General features: G+C 64.1%; 18 protein-coding genes. 14 read left to right on the top strand and 4 right to left on the bottom strand.

Annotated elements, in window-relative coordinates; all coding sequences use genetic code 11:
- The 3 genes from AUR64_RS05935 (at window position 1) to AUR64_RS05925 (ending at window position 1,914) form a co-directional block, all read left to right on the top strand.
- A complete protein-coding gene (locus AUR64_RS05935) occupies window positions 1-1,065 on the top strand; it encodes a CPBP family glutamic-type intramembrane protease (RefSeq protein WP_058581038.1) in 1,065 nt (354 codons plus the stop codon).
- 27 nt (window positions 1,066-1,092) lie between these two features.
- On the top strand, window positions 1,093-1,464 hold the full coding sequence (locus tag AUR64_RS05930) for a hypothetical protein (RefSeq protein WP_058581037.1): 372 nt from the start codon (window positions 1,093-1,095) through the stop codon (window positions 1,462-1,464).
- A gap of 63 nt (window positions 1,465-1,527) precedes the next feature.
- Window positions 1,528-1,914: a hypothetical protein gene (locus tag AUR64_RS05925; protein ID WP_155120537.1), complete on the top strand. Its 387-nt coding sequence runs from the start codon at window positions 1,528-1,530 to the stop codon at window positions 1,912-1,914.
- A gap of 5 nt (window positions 1,915-1,919) precedes the next feature.
- On the opposite strand, the gene AUR64_RS05920 is transcribed toward AUR64_RS05925, so the two are convergent.
- Window positions 1,920-2,372, bottom strand: coding sequence for an MGMT family protein (locus AUR64_RS05920; protein WP_058581035.1), 453 nt, complete (start codon window positions 2,370-2,372; stop codon window positions 1,920-1,922).
- Window positions 2,373-2,496: 124 nt separating this feature from the next.
- On the opposite strand from AUR64_RS05920, the gene trpC reads away from it, so the two are divergent.
- From trpC to AUR64_RS05890, 6 genes are all read left to right on the top strand, one after another.
- Window positions 2,497-3,261: an indole-3-glycerol phosphate synthase gene (trpC, locus tag AUR64_RS05915; protein WP_058581034.1), complete on the top strand. Its 765-nt coding sequence runs from the start codon at window positions 2,497-2,499 to the stop codon at window positions 3,259-3,261.
- A 2-nt stretch (window positions 3,262-3,263) separates the two neighbouring features.
- Window positions 3,264-4,508, top strand: coding sequence for a tryptophan synthase subunit beta (gene trpB, locus AUR64_RS05910; RefSeq protein ID WP_058581033.1), 1,245 nt, complete (start codon window positions 3,264-3,266; stop codon window positions 4,506-4,508).
- Window positions 4,505-5,347 (top strand): tryptophan synthase subunit alpha, encoded by an 843-nt coding sequence (gene trpA, locus AUR64_RS05905; RefSeq protein WP_058581032.1) that lies wholly within the window; start codon window positions 4,505-4,507, stop codon window positions 5,345-5,347. Before trpB ends, trpA begins: the two co-directional genes overlap by 4 nt.
- A gap of 28 nt (window positions 5,348-5,375) precedes the next feature.
- Complete coding sequence (locus AUR64_RS05900) at window positions 5,376-6,170, top strand: 2-amino-3,7-dideoxy-D-threo-hept-6-ulosonate synthase (protein ID WP_058581031.1); 795 nt, start codon at window positions 5,376-5,378, stop codon at window positions 6,168-6,170.
- A 70-nt stretch (window positions 6,171-6,240) separates the two neighbouring features.
- Window positions 6,241-7,029: an SDR family NAD(P)-dependent oxidoreductase gene (locus AUR64_RS05895; RefSeq protein WP_058581030.1), complete on the top strand. Its 789-nt coding sequence runs from the start codon at window positions 6,241-6,243 to the stop codon at window positions 7,027-7,029.
- Window positions 7,030-7,107: 78 nt separating this feature from the next.
- Window positions 7,108-8,283 (top strand): 3-dehydroquinate synthase II, encoded by a 1,176-nt coding sequence (locus tag AUR64_RS05890; protein ID WP_058581029.1) that lies wholly within the window; start codon window positions 7,108-7,110, stop codon window positions 8,281-8,283.
- A 31-nt stretch (window positions 8,284-8,314) separates the two neighbouring features.
- Here AUR64_RS05890 and AUR64_RS05885 read toward each other — a convergent pair whose 3' ends face one another.
- Window positions 8,315-8,902: an arsinothricin resistance N-acetyltransferase ArsN1 family B gene (locus tag AUR64_RS05885; protein WP_058581821.1), complete on the bottom strand. Its 588-nt coding sequence runs from the start codon at window positions 8,900-8,902 to the stop codon at window positions 8,315-8,317.
- Window positions 8,903-9,105: 203 nt separating this feature from the next.
- Between AUR64_RS05885 and ppsA the strand changes: the two genes are divergently transcribed.
- The 5 genes from ppsA (at window position 9,106) to metG (ending at window position 16,455) form a co-directional block, all read left to right on the top strand.
- On the top strand, window positions 9,106-11,421 hold the full coding sequence (gene ppsA, locus AUR64_RS05880; RefSeq protein ID WP_058581028.1) for a phosphoenolpyruvate synthase: 2,316 nt from the start codon (window positions 9,106-9,108) through the stop codon (window positions 11,419-11,421).
- A gap of 81 nt (window positions 11,422-11,502) precedes the next feature.
- Window positions 11,503-12,270: a CPBP family intramembrane glutamic endopeptidase gene (locus AUR64_RS05875; RefSeq protein ID WP_082230630.1), complete on the top strand. Its 768-nt coding sequence runs from the start codon at window positions 11,503-11,505 to the stop codon at window positions 12,268-12,270.
- 68 nt (window positions 12,271-12,338) lie between these two features.
- Entirely contained in the window at window positions 12,339-13,427 is a 1,089-nt protein-coding gene (gene mfnA / locus AUR64_RS05870; protein ID WP_058581027.1) for a tyrosine decarboxylase MfnA, read from the top strand.
- 133 nt (window positions 13,428-13,560) lie between these two features.
- Complete coding sequence (locus tag AUR64_RS05865; RefSeq protein ID WP_082230689.1) at window positions 13,561-14,061, top strand: YqaA family protein; 501 nt, start codon at window positions 13,561-13,563, stop codon at window positions 14,059-14,061.
- Window positions 14,062-14,361: 300 nt separating this feature from the next.
- Window positions 14,362-16,455: a methionine--tRNA ligase gene (gene metG / locus AUR64_RS05860; protein WP_058581025.1), complete on the top strand. Its 2,094-nt coding sequence runs from the start codon at window positions 14,362-14,364 to the stop codon at window positions 16,453-16,455.
- A 35-nt stretch (window positions 16,456-16,490) separates the two neighbouring features.
- On the opposite strand, the gene AUR64_RS05855 is transcribed toward metG, so the two are convergent.
- Both AUR64_RS05855 and AUR64_RS05850 read right to left on the bottom strand, forming a co-directional pair.
- Window positions 16,491-16,895 (bottom strand): hypothetical protein, encoded by a 405-nt coding sequence (locus tag AUR64_RS05855; protein ID WP_058581024.1) that lies wholly within the window; start codon window positions 16,893-16,895, stop codon window positions 16,491-16,493.
- A gap of 53 nt (window positions 16,896-16,948) precedes the next feature.
- Window positions 16,949-17,191, bottom strand: coding sequence for a PRC-barrel domain-containing protein (locus tag AUR64_RS05850; RefSeq protein ID WP_058581023.1), 243 nt, complete (start codon window positions 17,189-17,191; stop codon window positions 16,949-16,951).
- Between the last annotated feature and the right edge of the window lie 12 nt (window positions 17,192-17,203).

Genomic DNA, 17,203 nt, shown 5'->3' with positions numbered 1-17,203 from the left:
ATGGCTGATTGGTCGACGTTCGCGGGATTCGCGGGCGTCGTCCTCGCGCTTTTACTTTTGTTGGCTCGTGCGTCGCAAGGTGTCGTGAGCGACGGCAGTGCCGTCGACGACATCGCCAGCGATAGCGACGAGAACGGCGACGAAGCCGACTCCGAGGCCGAAACGGCGAGTGTCGACGCGTCGGCCGCTGGCACCGTCGCCGATGTCGACACCGCTCCGAACACCGCCAGTGCGACTGATTCTACCACCGCCGGCGTGCCGTTCGACTCCAGTACCGACCACGACGACGCAGAGACACCACCCGTGACCGGACGAGAGACGACGCCTGCCGCCGAGCGACCGAAGCGTCTCGAAGACGTGGAGTTTCCGGGTCGAGTACAGTACGGCCCAGCGCCCGCCCGACAGAGCGACGATGACGACACGGCCGATTCGGACACCGACCTCGGGGCGGCAGCCGACCTCTCGACGGGGGCGCTGCTGGCGAACGTCGCGCTCTCGCAAGGGTTGTTCGCCGGGTTGTTGCTCGCCGGAGCGTGGGTGGCGGAGATTCCCGCCTCGGCGTTCGGTGTCACCGCGGCGACGACGGACCTCACCGCAGTCGGTCTCGGTATCGCGTTCGGCGTCGGTCTCTACGTGCTCAACGAGGGTGCGGCGATGGCCGGTGAGCGGTTCGATTTGGGTGGTGGTGAAGCGCTCCGAGAGGCGCTCGCACCCGACTCTATCGGTGGCTGGGCGATACTCCTCTTGGTCGTGCTCCCCATCATCGCCGGATTCGAGGAACTCCTGTTTCGCGGCGCGCTTATCGGCGTCCTCGCCGCCGGATTCGATATCTCGCCGTGGCTTCTCGCCGTGTTCTCGTCGATTGCGTTCGGCCTCGGCCACGGGGCGCAGGGGCCGGTCGGCATTCTCGTCACCGGTGCAATCGGCTTCGTTCTCGCGGCGGCGTTCGTCCTCACCGAGAGCCTCCTCGTGGTCGTCGTCGCCCACTACCTCGTGAACGCGCTGGAGTTCGTCGTCCACGAAGGGTTCGGCTGGGAGTGGACCGGCCGGGAACGAACGAGTTAGGGTCGCGGAGTCGAAAGCGGCGGACAGATGGCCGCACTTCAGTCGCTCCCGCGAAGCGTTCGCGTCGTTCTCGCCGTCGGTGTCGTCGCCGTCGCCGTCGCGGCGATGTACGGCACCGCGACCCGGAACGCGGCGCTCTCGTCGCTGTGGACGCTCGTGTACGCGACGCTGTTTTTCATCTGGGGCGTCCGGCTGTGGGAGGGCCGCGGCGACGGGTCGACGCTGCGCGTCGTCGGTTCGGTGGCACTGTTCGTCGCGGCGGCGATTTGGCTGTTCGAGTTCGTCGGCCTCTCTCAAATCAGGGGTGTCGCTGCTGTCGTCGACGCGGTTACGCTGTTGGCCGTCGTGGTCGGCGTCGGCGCGTACTTAAAATTGGAGTCGTTCGGTGGTGGAGAGTGAGTGCGAGCCCACGCTACGAGTCGACGAAGGTTATTATACTCCGACAGATAAAACGTACATCAGATGTCTACCGTCTCAAAAAGTGCCCTCCACTCTAACGTGAGACGTACGTTGGCCGTAATTGCGCTTCTACTGTTTATACTGAGCTACTACGGAGAGATGACTGATACCGCGGCACTGGCGGGACTCTGGGACCCAGCGATCGCGCTGATGTGTCTTCTCATCGGGGCCGGTATCTGGTCGACAAGCGAGTACCGTCGTCCCGCCGCCGTCGTCGCCACCGCCGGATTCGTCACGTTCGCTGTCACGACGCTCGTGGAGTTCTTCGAGCTGTCGATATCGGCGGTGAGAGGGTTCGATACGCTCGTATTGCTGTCGCTTCTGGTCGGCTTTGGTGCCTACGTGAAGATACTATGGGACGACAAGTCTGACCTGTTGAAGTTGAAGTAACTGATCTACCCCTGCTCGACCCGCCGCAACGCCGCCGCCACGTCCTCGGGAGTCGCACCCGTCGCCTGAATCCGGTGGTCGGGAATCAAGAGCGGAACCGGATTCTCTCGAAGCGCCTTCTCGACCAGTCGAACGTCCTCCTCGTCGTCGGCGTCGAGTCCGGCCAACCGTGCCAGTCGTTCGACCGAAATCGTCTCGCCGTGTGGGACGTTTCGGGTCGCTTCGAGCACGCCCCGCTGGTCGGTCGGGACGGTCAGCGCGACGGGTGCGTCGTCGAAGTGGTCCTCCGCGCCGCCGAGATACGCGAAGATTCGGTCCAAGATGGGATGGTCGGATTCGGCGTCCTCGGGTACCGAGTCGGGGAACGAGACGTTGATGACGCGACTGCCGACGACGCCGAGTTGGACGACGGTGTCGAGCGTCGGCGACTCGCGCGCGTAGATTCCTGCGTCTTCCATGGAAAAGGTGAGTGTCGGCATCCGCTTCAACGTTCGCGGTTCGGGCGACGCTCCTCGAAACTGCCTCGAACTACGAGCCGCAGTCACAAACCTTATGAACAGATTAGTGCATTAGTGTACATCGATGAACGACACAGCGGACGTCGCCCCGGCGGTACGCTCGATTCTCGCCGCCGCGCGCGACAGAGACGGCGGGAGCGAACGACTCTCGGTCGACGCGCGGTCGTTGCCGCACGCGTTCGCCGCCGCCGAGAGCGAGGGACGAATCCCCGTCATCGCCGAGGTAAAACCGACGAGTCCAACCACCGAGGGGACGCGCGAGGACGACCCGGTCGAACTCGCCCGACAGATGGTCGACGGCGGCGCGGCGGCGCTGTCGGTGCTCACCGAACCCGACCATTTCGGCGGGTCGGCGGAGAATCTCAGAAAGATTCGAGAGGCCGTCGACGTGCCCGTGCTTCGCAAGGACTTCGTCGTCCGCGAGGACCAGTTGGACGTCGTCGAATCCGACGTGATACTGCTCATCGCCCGCTTCGTCGACGACCTGTCCGGACTCTTGGAGGCGGCCGAAGCCCGCGATTTTCAGGCACTCGTTGAAGTTCACGACGGTGAGGAACTGAGCGAGGCAATCGAGGCGGGAGCCTCGATAATCGGCGTCAACAACCGTGACTTGGCGAAACTGGAAGTCGACCTCGCCACCTTCGAGTCCGTCGCGCCTGCGGTCCCCGAGGACGTGACGCTCATCGCCGAGAGCGGCGTGACGACGCCCAAAGACGCCCGGCGGATGCGCGATGCGGGTGCCGACGGCCTTCTCGTCGGGTCGGCCATCATGGACGGAGACGTGCAAATGAATACCGAGAAGTTCGTCAACGCGGAGACCAACGAGTAACTATGAGCACGAGCGACGGGAAGTTCGGCCGGTACGGCGGACAGTACGTCCCCGAGGCGTTGATGCCCGCCATCGAGGAACTGGAGGACGCCTACGAGCGGTACGTCCTGAACAACGAGGACGGCTTCATGGACGAGTTCCGCCAGCGACTCCGAGACTTCGGTGGCCGACCGACGCCGACACAGTACGCCGAGCGGTTGTCGGAGCGCTACGACCGCGACGTGTACATGAAGCGCGAGGACTTGCTCCACGGCGGCGCGCACAAACTCAACAACGCGCTCGGACAGGTCCTGTTGGCGAAGTACATGGGCAAAGAGCGCATCATCGCCGAGACCGGTGCGGGCCAACACGGCACCGCGACGGCGATGGCCTGCGCGCACCTCGACTTCGACTGCGAGGTGTACATGGGCGAACGCGACATCAACCGCCAGCGCCCGAACGTCTTCCGGATGAAAATAAACGGCGCGGAGGTCAACCCCGTGACGGTGGGCCGCGGAACCCTCAAAGAGGCCATCTCGGAGACGATGCGCGACTGGGCGACGAACGTCGAAGACACCCACTACGTCATCGGCTCCGTCGTCGGCCCGCATCCGTTCCCGGCGATGGTCCGTGACTTCCAATCGGTCATCTCGGAGGAAGCACGTGAGCAGATGCGAGAGCAAGCGGGAACGCTCCCCGATTCGGTGCTTGCCTGCGCAGGCGGCGGGTCGAACACGATGGGCGCGTTCGCCGAGTTCGTCGACGACGACGGGGTCGACTTGTACGCTGTCGAGGCGGGCGGGTCGTCGCTCTCCGTCGACGAGGAGAAAGGCGTCGCGCCCAACTCGGCTTCCTTGTCGACTGGTGGCGAGGGTGTCCTCCACGGCGCACGCACCAAACTGCTGCAGGATTACGATGGCCAAATCATGGAGTCGCACAGCGTCTCCTCGGGTCTGGACTACGCGGGCGTGGGTCCCGAACTCGCCTACTTGGTCGACGAGAACCGAGCCACGCCGGTGAACGTCGACGACGACGCGGCGCTCGAAGCGTTCCACCGCCTCTCGCGAATGGAGGGCGTCATCCCGGCGCTGGAGACGGCACACGCGTTCGCCTACTTAGAGAACAACCACGAGGACCTCGGCGACACTGTCCTCGTGAACGTCTCCGGCCGCGGTGACAAAGATTTGGAGTCAGTTATCGAGGAGACCGAAAAGCGAGGTATCGAGAACGCACCGGACATGTCGATGTTCTCGGGAGGGCTCCGATGAGCCGAATCCCCGAGGCGTTCGCGGACGGTCCGGCGTTCATCCCGTACCTCGCCGTCGGCGACCCCGATTACGAGTCGTCCATCGAGTACGTCGAAGCGCTCGAACGCGGCGGCGCGGACGTAATCGAACTGGGTCTGCCGTTCTCGGAGCCAATCGCGGAAGGGCCGACGATTCAGAACGCCGTCGTGCGGGCACTCGAAGGCGGCATGACGCCGACGCGTTTCTTCGAGTTCGTCGAAGAACTCGACGTCGACGTCCCGTTGGTCTGCATGACGTACTACAACCTCATCTACCGCTACGGCGGCGAGAGAGCAGAGCGTCCGCGCGCGTTCGTCGAGAAAGCCGCCGAAGTCGGCCTCGACGGCTTCGTCGTCCCCGACCTGCCCGCCGAGGAGGCCGACCCGCTTCGAGAGGCGTGCGACGAGTTCGACCTCGACCTCGTCTTCATCGTCGCGCCGACGACGGAAGGCCAGCGCTTGGAGCGAATCATGGAACAGGTCTCGGGCTACGTCTACGTCCAAGCGCGCCTCGGCGTCACTGGGGCACGAAGTGACGTCTCGACGCAGACCGACGAGAGCCTCGGGCGACTCAGCGACTGGGACGTCCCGAAGGCAGTCGGCTTCGGCATCAAGACCGGCGAACACGCCGAGCGAATCGTCGCCGGCGGCGCGGACGGCATCATCGTCGGTAGCGCGCTGGTCGACATCGTGGCGGAGGGTCACGAGAACGGCGATTCAGCCGAAGCAGTCGCCGACCGTCTCGAACAGAAGGCGCGCGAACTGAGCGAGGGTGCGGAGAAGGGGTTCGCGCAACGCACACCGCATCCGGAACGCACATAACCGTACACTGGTACAGATTCACATACTCATGAACACAGGAATACACGCACGACTCGACCGCATCTCCACGGAGGGGCGATACCTCGTCGTTCCGATGGACCACGGCATCACACTCGGGGCGGTAAAAGGCCTCAAAAACATCGAATCGACCATCTCGGCGGTGACACGCGGCGGGGCCGACGCCGTCCTCACACAGAAAGGACTCGCCCCACGCGTCCACCCGCACAAAAACGGACGAGGGTACATCGTCCACCTCAACGCCTCCACCGTTCTCGGCCCCGACAGCAACGACAAACGAATGACCGGAACCGTCGAAGAAGCGGTTCGCGTCGGTGCCGACGCCGTCTCTCTGCATCTCAACGTCGGCAGCAACTACGAACCAAAGCAACTCGAGGACCTCGCGCGCGTCACCGACGAGGCAGAACGACTCGGCGTCCCCGTTCTGGCGATGGCGTACGCCCGCGGCCCCGACGTCGACGGCAGCGACCCCGAAGCGCTCGGTCACGCAGTCCGTCTCGCCGAGGAAGCGGGTGCACACGTCGTCAAAACGGGTTACAGCGGCAATGCCGAGACGTTCGAGCACGTCGTCGAATCGACGCGTCTGCCGGTCGTCATCGCCGGCGGAAGCCGAGGAACCGACCGCGACACTGTCGAGATGGTCCGCGGCGCGATGGACGCCGGCGCGGCCGGCGTCTCGATGGGTCGCTCCATCTTCCAGCACGACGACCCCGAGGCAATCACGCGCGCCGTCTCGGCCGTTCTCCACGACGACCAGTCGACCGAGGACGCACTCGAACACGCCGGACTCGGCATCGAAGCCTGAGCAGCAGACCGAATCGAGAACGACTAACCGTCAAACCGAACTTTTTGTCGCCGTCGCGCGAACGGAGCGTATGGCAACGACGAGTTTCGACTTCGACGGCGAGACGGTCATCGTGACGGGCGGGTCTTCGGGTATCGGCCGGGCGATGGCGACGCGCTTCGGCGAGTCGGGTGCGACGGTCATCGTCGCCGACGTGCGCGAGGACCCGAAAGACGTAGACGAGGAGACGCCGACGCACGAACTCATCCGCGAGATGGGCAGCGACGCCGAGTACGTCGAGACGGACGTGACCGACCGAAGCCAAGTAGAGTCCGTCGTCGAAGCGGCCCGCGAGTACGGCGGCGTCGACGTGATGGTGAACAACGCCGGGCTGTTTCTCGAAGGCGACATGCTCGACCTCTCGCCCGAGGAGTTCCGGCAAGTCCACCGCGTCAACGTCGACGGCGTCTTCTTCGGCGTTCAAGCGGCGGCAAACGACATGCTCGACAGGGGCGAACCGGGCTGTATCGTCAACACGGCCTCTATCTCCTCGAACGAGGCCCAGTTCGACCAAGTCCAGTACGACTCCACGAAAGGGGCGGTCAGGATGATTACCCGCGGCGCGGCGCTCGAACTAGCCGAACACGGGATTCGGGTCAACGCCGTCGCTCCCGGCCAAATCGCCACGGAGTTCGTCGAGGGGCTCACCGAGGAGATGTACGAGGACGCCGAGAACGACGGGTTTCTGAAGCCGATTCCGCTCGGCCGACCGGGCGAACCGGAAGACATCGCCGACGCGGCGGCGTTCTTGGCGACCGAGGGAGCGAGCTACATCACCGGCGAACTGCTGCAGGTCGACGGCGGTTGGCAGGTCTGCTAACTGGGTCAGTGCTTCGGCTTGCCGACGACACCTGACGCATCCGCCACGTTCAAGCCGCGCCCCCGAGAGAGTCGGACAATGACACGGAGCGTCTGGTTGAAGGCCGACGACACGGTCGGCGACTGGGAGGTTCGAAAGCAGCGCATCACGACGGGACTCGAAGCGGGCGTCGACTGGGTGCTCGTCGACGAGTCCGACGTGGCCCGCGTCCGTCAACTCGGCGACGTGAAGGTAGCGGCGTTCCGCGACGACGCCGACGTCCACGTCACCGACGCCGAAGACGCCGAGAAAGAGACTGCCGAGGCCGACGCCTACATCGTCGGTAAGGACGGCGAAGGCGACGGCACCGTCGACCTGCCCTCGGACTTCTCGGGGTCGGCGGACCTCACGACGCTCCGACACAGCGACGGCCGCGCACAGGGCGCGTACGTCCGCATCATGGGAAAAGAGTACGAGTCGTTCGCCGAGGAGGCCGCCCGCGACGCCGACCACACCCTCGTTGTCGGCGAGGACTGGCAGATAATTCCCCTCGAAAATCTCATCGCGCGCATCGGCGAAGAGACCGAGTTGGTCGCGGGCGTCACCTCCGCCGAAGAGGCCCGTGCGGCGTTCGAGACGCTCGAACACGGTGCCGACGGCGTCCTTCTCGACTCGGACAACCCCGACGAGATTCGCCAAACCGTCGAAGTCCGCGACGCGACCGAACGTGAACAACTCGACCTCCAGTGGGCGGAAGTGCTCTCCGTCGAACGCGTCGGGATGGCAGACCGGGTCTGCGTCGACACCGGCAGCCTGCTCGAACACGACGAGGGGATGCTCGTCGGGTCGATGTCCCGCGGGTTGTTCTTCGTCCACGCCGAGACGGCCGAATCACCGTACGTCGCCTCCCGGCCGTTCCGGGTCAACGCCGGTGCGGTCCACGCGTACGTCCGCACGCCCGACGGCGGCACGAAATATCTCTCCGAGTTGAAAAGCGGCGACGAGGTGCAGGTCGTCGACACCGACGGCCGCACGCGCGAAGTTATCGTCGGCCGCGTCAAGATAGAGAAGCGACCGATGTTCCGCGTCGAAGTCGACGCCGGCGGCGACCACGTCGAGACGCTGTTGCAGAACGCAGAGACCATCAAAGTCCCGACGAGCGAAGGCCGAAAAGCCGTCACCGACCTCGAAGCGGGCGACGAACTGCTTTTGTACTACGAGCAGGTGGCGCGGCACTTCGGCGAGGCCGTCGAAGAGAGCATCATCGAGAAGTAGGGACAGAAACGACTCGCTCTCCGTTTCCTTCTCAGTCGTCGATTTCTTCGTTTCCGGCGTCGAGCGCTCGCTCGAACGCGGGCGTCTCACGCACCGCCGCGAGCGGCACGGGCGGGTCGGGGTTTTCGGGATGCGAGCGGAGCGTACGGGAGAACCACTGCACGTCGTGCCACTCGCCGTGTTTGTAGCCGACGTTCTCGTAGACGCCCACCGATTCGAAACCCATCGCTCGATGGAAGCCGACGCTTCGGGGGTTCGGAATCGTCGTCCCCGCGTAGAGGTTGACGTACCCTTGCGCGTCGAGAATCCCGAACAGCGCCGTGTACAGACCGCGCGCGATACCGCGTCGGTGCGCGTCGGCAGCGACGTACACCGAGAGGTCGACGGACCACTGGTAGGCCTCGCGTTCGCGATGCGCTCCGGCGTACGCGTAGCCGAGGATACGTCCCTCTTTCTCGTACACCAACCACGGAAGCGAGTCGAGCGTCGTCGTCATTCGGGTTCGCATCTCCGCGTGCGTCGGTGGCGTGCGCTCGAAACTGATAGCGGTGTCGCGGACGTAGGGCGCGTAGAGACGCTGAACGGCTTCGGCGTCGTCGGGTGTGGCGAGGCGTATCACGAGCCACGAGAACACCTCCGGGCACAAAGAGGTTGTTTGAACCCATTCGTTCGTTGAAACGTCCGGAGACAACCCCGAGAACGCTCGAAGCGGGCGAAATTGGTCTCTTCGTGCGAAATCTCACTCGCATCCGAGTCAGTAATTTTCACCGCTGTTCCATACGCAAGCTTCTTTAGGAATCCTGTGGACGAACCGAGTACGCAATGGCTGTACTTTGGCTGGATGACGTACGCGCCGCCGACATCGACACAGTCGGTGGTAAAGGGGCCTCGCTGGGCGAACTCACGGCCGCGGGGCTTCCTGTCCCGCCGGGATTCGTCGTGACCGCCGACACCTATCGGACGTTCATCGAGGAGGCAGGCATCGACGAAGAACTCTTCGAGGCGATGGATATCGACCCCGAAGACTCGAAAGCGCTCGCAGCGGCCCACGAGCGCGCACACGAACTCATCACGGAGACGGAACTCCCCGAGGAAGTCCGCGAGGAGATTCTGGAGGCGTACCGCTCCGTCGGCGACGGGGAGGCGTTCGTCGCGGTGCGCTCGTCGGCGACGGCCGAAGACCTCCCCGACGCGTCGTTCGCCGGCCAGCAGGAGACGTTCCTCAACGTCCAAGCCGAGAAACTTGTCGAACGCGTCAAGGAGTGTTGGGCGTCGCTGTTCTCCCAGCGCGCCATCTACTACCGGACGCGACAGGGCTTCTCGCACGACAAAGTCGACATCGCTGTCGTCGTCCAGCAGATGGTCGACGCCGAGAAAAGCGGCGTGATGTTCACCTCCCACCCCTCGACGGGCGAACCGCGCATCATCATCGAGGCGGCGTGGGGTCTCGGCGAAGCGGTCGTCTCGGGGTCGGTGTCGCCGGACAACTACGTCGTCGACCGCGACTCCGCAAGTGTTCAGGAAGAGACGCTCGCGGACAAGAAGCTGATGATGATAAAGGATTCCGAGACCGGCGAGACCTCTACCGTGGACGTGCCCGACGAGAAACGCACCGAGCGCGTGCTCTCGGACGACGAAATCGAGCGCCTCGTCGAACTCGGCTGTGAGGTCGAAGACCACTACGAGACGCCGCAGGACGTGGAGTGGGCCATCTACGACGGCGAGGTGTACATGCTGCAGTCGCGGCCAATCACGACGATTTCCGGCTCCGACGGCGTCGAAGTCGCTACCGATGGCGACGGCGTCGACGCGACGACGCTCTCGTCGAACGGCAACAGCGGGCAGAAACAGTCGTCGTCGGACGGCGACACGCTCCTGCACGGACTGGGCGCGAGTCCGGGCATCGTCTCCGGCGAGGCGCGCATCGTCACCAAACTCGACCAACTCGACAAAGTGTCGGAGGGCGACATCATCGTCACCGAGATGACGATGCCCGACATGGTTCCCGCGATGAAGCGCGCCGCCGGCATCGTCACCGACGAGGGCGGGATGACGAGTCACGCCGCCATCGTCTCCCGGGAACTCGGCGTCCCGGCCGTCGTCGGCACCGGCAGCGCGACCCGAGAACTATCGGACGGTCAGGTCATCACCATCGACGGCGACAAAGGGACGATTCAGGAGGGCCAGAAGGCCAAAAAGGAAGAGCAACACGAACCCGTCGAGGAGGTTCGCCCGAAGACGCCGGTCAAACCGATGACCGCGACGGAGGTGAAAGTCAACGTCTCCATCCCCGAGGCCGCAGAACGCGCCGCGGCGACGGGGGCCGACGGCGTCGGCTTGCTCCGCATCGAACACATGGTGTTGTCGCTCGGCAAAACGCCGCAGAAGTACATCGCGGACAACGGCGAGAAGGCGTACGTCGACGAACTGGTCGAAGGGATTCGGGGCGTCGCCGACGAGTTCTACCCGCGCGCGGTCCGCGTACGGACGCTCGACGCACCGACCGACGAGTTCCGCCAGTTGGAGGGTGGCGACGGCGAACCGAACGAACACAACCCGATGCTCGGCTACCGGGGCATCCGCCGCAGTCTCGACACGCCCGAGGCGTTCGCGCACGAACTGGAGGCGTTCCGCCGCCTCTGGGAGATGGGCTACGACAACGTCGAACTGATGTTGCCGCTCGTCAACGACGCCGAGGACGTCTACCGCGCGGTACAACTGATGCGCGAGGCGGGCATCGACCCCGAGAAACGGACGTGGGGTGTGATGATAGAGACGCCCGCAAGCGCACTGTCGGTTCGTGAACTCGCCGAGGCGGGCATCGACTTCGCCTCCTTCGGGACCAACGACCTCACCCAGTACACGCTGGCGGTGGACCGAAACAACGAGAACGTCGCCGACCGATTCGACGAACTCCACCCAGCAGTGTTGGAACTCATCGGTTCGACCATCGAGACGTGCCGCGAACTCGGCGTGAAGACGAGTATCTGCGGCCAAGCCGGGTCGAAACCGCAGATGGTCCAGTTCCTCGTCAACAAGGGAATCACCTCCATCAGCGCGAACATCGACGCGGTGCGCGACGTTCAACACGAGGTCAAGCGTGTCGAGCAGAAACTGATGCTCGACTCCGTCCGGTAAGGCGGTTTACGGGGCGCGAACCGTTCGCACCCCTCACTACTGTTTTATATTCACCAGCGCTAATCTCACGGTGAGTAACATATGTCCTCCACACCCACACCGACCCCGGAATCCGCCGCTTCGGACGGACCCGGCGGTTCGTCGACGTTCCACCGCGTTATCGCGCTCCTCGTCGCCCTCGGCCTCCTCGTGGCCGGCTTCGTCGGCGGACTCATCGCCAGTGCCGTGGCAATTATCCCGCTGTTCTTCCTCGGGTTCGGCGTCACCTCGACGTTCGTTCTCGTCCTCGCAACGATTCCCCAGCAGTTGCTGTTCGCTGGAGTCGGCGCGCTCTACGCACGCCTGCGCCTCAACTCGCTGCCGATTCGACGGCCCGACCGAGGCGAACTGACGTTCGCCGCCGGAGCGACAGTCGTCGCCGTCGTTCTCGCGTCGGTGCTCTCGTACGCACTGACGCTGACGAACATCGAACCGGTCGAGAGCGTCATCGGCCAAGTCGCACAGAACGACCCGACGGTGCTTCTCGCCCTCGCCGTTCTCTCCATCTTCCTCGTCGCCCCCGCCGAGGAACTGCTGTTCCGCGGCGCGATTCAGGGCCGACTCCGAACCGCTTTCGGCCCGGTGGCGACTATCGTCCTCGCCAGCCTCATCTTCGCCTCGCCGCACGTCTTCAACTACCTCGGAAACCCGCTCGCTATCGTCGCCACGACGGGCGTCATCTTCGTCACGGGGTCGATACTCGGCATCGCCTACGAGCGCACGGGGAATCTGGCCGTGCCGATACTGATTCACGCCGCCTACAACACGACGCTGTTCGGCATCGCGTACATCCAACTCGTCGGCTTCTGACTGGGAGTCGCTTCCGCAGCGCCGACAGAACGGAATGGATAAACGGAGTGAAAGATTACGTTCGGCGTATGCAGCGCGCCGTCCCGCAGGAGTTCGACCGAGTCCTCTCCTCGATGTGTACGGAACCCCATCCTGCCGCACGCGAGGCGGCGGTGCGTTTTCTCGCCACGAATCCCGGTGACCCCGCGACGTACCAGTCGGTCGCCGAGTTAGAGAACCGAGCAGTCGACGCCCTCGGCGAGTTGACCGGGCTTCCGGAGGCGCACGGCTACGTCGCAAGCGGCGGCACGGAAGCCAACATCCAAGCGGTCCGCGCGACCAGAAACCGCGCCCGCGACGAGTGGCCCGACGCTCCCGAGACGCCGAACGTCGTCGCCCCCGAAAGCGTCCATTTCAGTTTCCAGAAAGCCGCCGACGTACTCGGCGTCGAACTGCGAACCGTCCCCGTCGACGAGGAGTATCGTGCGGACCTCGACGCCGTCCGCGCCAGTCTCGACGCGGAGACGATTCTGGTCGTCGGCGTCGCCGGGTCGACGGAGTACGGCCGCGTCGACCCGATTCCGGAACTCGCCGCCCTCGCCGACGACACTCCCGGCGACGGCCGGACGTTCGTCCACGTCGACGCCGCGTGGGGCGGGTTTGCGCTTCCGTTCACCGACCACGCGTGGAACTTCGCCCACGCCGACGTGGACACGATGACCATCGACCCGCACAAGATGGGCCAAGCCGTGGTTCCCGCGGGCGGGTTTCTCGCCAGAGAACGCGCGACGCTCGATGCGCTCGCCGTCGATACGCCATATCTCGAATCCACGTCGCAAGCGACGCTCACCGGCACCCGAAGCGGCGCGGGCGTCGCCGGTGCTGCCGCCGCACTGGAGACGCTGTGGCCCGACGGCTACCGCGAGCAGTTCGAGGAATCCATGGCCGACGCCGAGTGGTTGGCCGACGAACTTCGAGCGCGTGAGTTCGACGTGGTCGACCCCGAACTCCCGCTCGTCGCCGCGTCGATACCCGACTCGCTGTTCGACGCACTCCGCGACGCTGGCTGGCGAATCTCGCGGACCGCGACGGGCGAACTCCGAGTCGTCTGCATGCCGCACGTGACCCGCGAGATGCTCCGTCAGTTCGTCGCCGACGTGGATTCGTTCTCTAATTAGTGAATTTCTACACGAAGAACTGTTGTACAGCCGAACCTGAAGGTTTACAACGCCGCACTTTCCAGATGCAGATGTGACTGCGCTGCTCCCCGCGTTCGACCTCGCTCTCGCCGCTTGGCTGGATTTCTCGTGGATGGAGCGCGCCGTCGAACACGCCACCGGATGGCTCGGCCTCGTCATCATCTTCGTCTACTCGTTTCTCATCGCGTTCGCGCTCCCGGGTGTCAGCGAAGTGGTTCTCGCCGCACCGCTGAACCTCGGCCTCGATTACGCCGGACGGATGACGGTCATCATTCTCGTCAGCGCTACCGGGAAGGCTCTCGGGAGCGTCTTCGCGTTCCACATCGGCCAAGAGGCGAAAGATTCGGGTATCGTCATGCGATGGCTTCGGCGCTCGCCGGTCGACATCGTCGCGTGGTCCGAGAAGCAGACGATGAACATCGCTCGCAAGTGGGGGTACGGTGGCCTCGCCATCGCGCTCTGTGTCCCCTTTTTCCCGGACACGCTGTCGATATACGCCTTCTCGATACTGGAGGAAGATTACCTGAAGTTCGCGGGCGCGACGTTCGTCGGCAGCGCGGGTCGACTGCTCGTGACGCTGGCGTTCTTCCACGGGGCCGCCACGCTGCTGTGAGCGAGAGAACTAAACGGATTCGACGCTTTCTACCCACTGTGACCCGACAGGCTCACGTCGCTGGCGCTTACACCAGTGACAGTTCCACGATGCGCATGCGCCCCTTGTAGCGCCGGGTGGACCTGTCAGTTCGACCGTCGGTCGGTAACGCGACTCGACGGGCGTTCACTGCGAAACTCGGATTCTCGATTCGCTCCGACGAGCGACGCCACACCTTGCGTCGCCCGAAAAGGAGTGTACCGGAGTCGATTACCACGAACCAGCGGGCTTTAGGCCCGCATTCACGATACCACAGACAAGATGAGTCACGAGCAGTTCCCCACGGACCGACCAGCGGTGGTGACCTGTGGGTTGCCGTACGCAAACGGCGACCTGCACGTCGGCCACCTCAGAACGTACGTCGGCGGCGACGTTTACTCGCGCGCCCTCGAAAAACTGGGCCAAGAGACCGCGTTCGTCAGCGGGTCGGACATGCACGGCACCCCCGTCGCCGTCAACGCCGAGAAGGAGGGCGTCACCCCCGAAGAGTTCGCTCTCGACTGGCACGAGACCTACGAGGAGACGTTCCCGAAGTTCAACGTCGAGTTCGACAACTACGGTCACACCCACGACGAGACGAACACCGAGTTGACGACGGAGTTCGTCCGCACCCTCGACGAGAACGGCCACGTCTACGAGAAGACCATCATGGTCGCGTACGCCCCCGACGAGGACCAGTACCTCCCGGACCGCTACGTCGAAGGCGAGTGCCCCTACTGCGGAGCGAAAGCCCGCGGCGACGAGTGCGACGAGGGCTGTCAGCGCCACCTCGAACCCGGCGAAATCGTCGACCCCGTCAGCACCATCACGGGTAACCCCGCCGAGTACCGCGAGCGGACGCACAAGTTCTTCCGCGTCTCGGAGTTCCAAGAGTATCTCCAAGAGTTCATCGACCGTCTCGAAGGCACCTCGAACGCGCAGAACCAGCCCAGAGAGTGGATAGAGGGCGAACTGCAGGACTGGTGTATCACCCGCGACATGGACTGGGGTATCGACTACCCCAGCGAGGAAGGCGACGGAACCGAAGAGTTGGTGCTCTACGTCTGGGTCGACGCCCCTATCGAGTACGTCTCCTCGACGAAGCAGTACACAGAGCGCGTCGGTGCAGACGAGTACGACTGGGAGGAAGTGTGGCAGGACAACGGCGACATCGTCCACGTCATCGGCCGCGACATCATCCAGCACCACACCGTCTTCTGGCCCGCGATGCTCCGCGGCGTCGACTACGAGGAACCGCGCGCCGTCATGGCGAGCGGATTCGTCACGCTCGGCGGCAAAGGCTTCTCTACCTCCCGCAACAGAGCAGTTTGGGCCGACGAGTATCTCGCCGAGGGCTTCGACCCCGACCTGCTCCGATACTATCTCGCCACCAACGGCGGGTTCCAACAGGACGTCGACTTCTCGTGGTCGAAGTTCCAAGAGCGCGTCAACGGCGAACTCGTCGGCACCGTCGGCAACTTCCTCTACCGGTCGCTCCTCTTTGCGTATCGAAACTACGAGGGAACGCCCGAAGCGGACGTCTCCGAGGAGGTCCAGAGCCGAATCGAAGGTGCGATTCGGGACTTCGGCGAGGCCGTCAACGACTACTCCATCCGGAAAGCGGGCCTCGCAACCGTCGAACTCGCGCGCTTCGGCAACGAGTACATCCAGCGCAACGAACCGTGGAAACTCACCGACGAAGAACCCGAGAAGGCAGCGCAGGTCATCCGCGACTGCGTCCAAATCGCCAAAGCCGTCGCCGTGCTCTTCGAACCGGTCGCACCCGGCAAAGCCGAACGGCTCTGGGACGCTCTCGGTGAGGAAGGCTCGGTCCACGATGTAGAAATTCACGCGGCGCTCGACGCGCCGCCGGCGTCGTTCGACGAACCGACCGAACTGTTCGAGAAAATCGAAGACGACCGCGTCGAGGAACTGAACGAGAAACTCGACGAACGCGTCGCGGAAGCGACGGCGGACGACGGAGACGAAGAAACCGAAAGCGACGAGAAGGAAGCGACCGCTCAGTCGGACGTGAGCGACCTCGAACCCATCTCGGAGGATAGAATCAGCTTCGACGAGTTCCAAGCGCTCGACCTTCGCGTCGGCGAAATCGTCTCCGCAGAAGGCGTCGAGGGCGCGGACAAACTGGCGAAAGTCGAAGTGGATATCGGCCACGAAGTCCGCCAAATCGTCGCGGGTATCAAACAGCTACACGACCTCGACGAGTTAGCTGGAAAGCGCGTCGTCGTCGTCGCCAACCTCGAAAAAGCCGAACTGTTCGGCGTCGAATCCAACGGGATGTTGCTGGCCGCGGGCGAACAGGCCGACATCCTGACGACCCACGGCGATTCGGAACCGGGCACGAAAGTGCGGTAATCGCAACAGCGACCCGTCTTCTCTCGATGCGTCGATTATCCGCGCCGAGCGACTACACCGGCGAGTACGAGCAGTGCGCCGAGTGTGATAGCGAGCAGTGACCTGACGACCACACTCGGGGCGGAAAACTCCGAGAGGACGAACGCTACGGTGAACGAACCGAATACGACAGTAGCCGCGCCGGTGGCGAACTGGCGCAGACGCTTAGCGGACGAGCGGCCAGCGAGTCGTCCGGTAGCAGTTCGGAACAAAACGGTAGCTGTCAGGAGGCATCCGACCACGACGGCGAGGTGGACGGCGACGACGCCAATCGTGTCGAGCGTCGAAACGGGGACGATGCTGCCGATGGCGTACAAACTCACAAGCGAGAGCAGTGCAAGCGCGAGCGCTCGTTCGATACGGTTACCGGAGGGAATCGGAAGCGAGGCGTGTTCGGACATCGTCCGATAGTTTTCGGACACTGACAATAAATATGTGTGACCGGCCGACTCGGTTAGCTCTCTTTCCGGAACTCCTCGACCAGTTGGACGTTGTCGTCCGTAACGGCCGCAATCTGGTTTGCTTCGATGGCGAGGCGGTCGTCGCCGGGCGCGACGGAGTCGGCCATCTCCGCGGCGACACCGGTTTCGGCGTCGACGATGGCTTTGTCGTCTTCGACCGCAGTCACTTTGCCGACTTCGGCACCGTCGGGTGTGACGACCGCACGTCCCACCAACTCCTCGGTGATGTGCTCCATGCACCTAACCGT

The sequence above is a fragment of the Haloprofundus marisrubri genome, assembly GCF_001469955.1.
GTDB classification, from domain to species: domain Archaea; phylum Halobacteriota; class Halobacteria; order Halobacteriales; family Haloferacaceae; genus Haloprofundus; species Haloprofundus marisrubri.
The sequence above is the reverse complement of the archived record's forward strand: the minus strand, read 5'-3'. Positions and strand labels throughout refer to the sequence as shown.

What these genes read in the sequence shown, in the direction of transcription:
- AUR64_RS05935 (WP_058581038.1), top strand. Translation starts at nt 1, where the DNA reads ATGGCTGATTGGTCGACGTTCGCGGGATTCGCGGGCGTCGTCCTCGCG.
- AUR64_RS05930 (WP_058581037.1), top strand. Translation starts at nt 1,093, where the DNA reads ATGGCCGCACTTCAGTCGCTCCCGCGAAGCGTTCGCGTCGTTCTCGCC.
- AUR64_RS05925 (WP_155120537.1), top strand. Translation starts at nt 1,528, where the DNA reads ATGTCTACCGTCTCAAAAAGTGCCCTCCACTCTAACGTGAGACGTACG.
- AUR64_RS05920 (WP_058581035.1), bottom strand. Translation starts at nt 2,372, where the DNA reads ATGGAAGACGCAGGAATCTACGCGCGCGAGTCGCCGACGCTCGACACC.
- trpC (WP_058581034.1), top strand. Translation starts at nt 2,497, where the DNA reads ATGAACGACACAGCGGACGTCGCCCCGGCGGTACGCTCGATTCTCGCC.
- trpB (WP_058581033.1), top strand. Translation starts at nt 3,264, where the DNA reads ATGAGCACGAGCGACGGGAAGTTCGGCCGGTACGGCGGACAGTACGTC.
- trpA (WP_058581032.1), top strand. Translation starts at nt 4,505, where the DNA reads ATGAGCCGAATCCCCGAGGCGTTCGCGGACGGTCCGGCGTTCATCCCG.
- AUR64_RS05900 (WP_058581031.1), top strand. Translation starts at nt 5,376, where the DNA reads ATGAACACAGGAATACACGCACGACTCGACCGCATCTCCACGGAGGGG.
- AUR64_RS05895 (WP_058581030.1), top strand. Translation starts at nt 6,241, where the DNA reads ATGGCAACGACGAGTTTCGACTTCGACGGCGAGACGGTCATCGTGACG.
- AUR64_RS05890 (WP_058581029.1), top strand. Translation starts at nt 7,108, where the DNA reads ATGACACGGAGCGTCTGGTTGAAGGCCGACGACACGGTCGGCGACTGG.
- ppsA (WP_058581028.1), top strand. Translation starts at nt 9,106, where the DNA reads ATGGCTGTACTTTGGCTGGATGACGTACGCGCCGCCGACATCGACACA.
- AUR64_RS05875 (WP_082230630.1), top strand. Translation starts at nt 11,503, where the DNA reads ATGTCCTCCACACCCACACCGACCCCGGAATCCGCCGCTTCGGACGGA.
- mfnA (WP_058581027.1), top strand. Translation starts at nt 12,339, where the DNA reads ATGCAGCGCGCCGTCCCGCAGGAGTTCGACCGAGTCCTCTCCTCGATG.
- AUR64_RS05865 (WP_082230689.1), top strand. Translation starts at nt 13,561, where the DNA reads ATGGAGCGCGCCGTCGAACACGCCACCGGATGGCTCGGCCTCGTCATC.
- metG (WP_058581025.1), top strand. Translation starts at nt 14,362, where the DNA reads ATGAGTCACGAGCAGTTCCCCACGGACCGACCAGCGGTGGTGACCTGT.
- AUR64_RS05855 (WP_058581024.1), bottom strand. Translation starts at nt 16,895, where the DNA reads ATGTCCGAACACGCCTCGCTTCCGATTCCCTCCGGTAACCGTATCGAA.
- AUR64_RS05850 (WP_058581023.1), bottom strand. Translation starts at nt 17,191, where the DNA reads ATGGAGCACATCACCGAGGAGTTGGTGGGACGTGCGGTCGTCACACCC.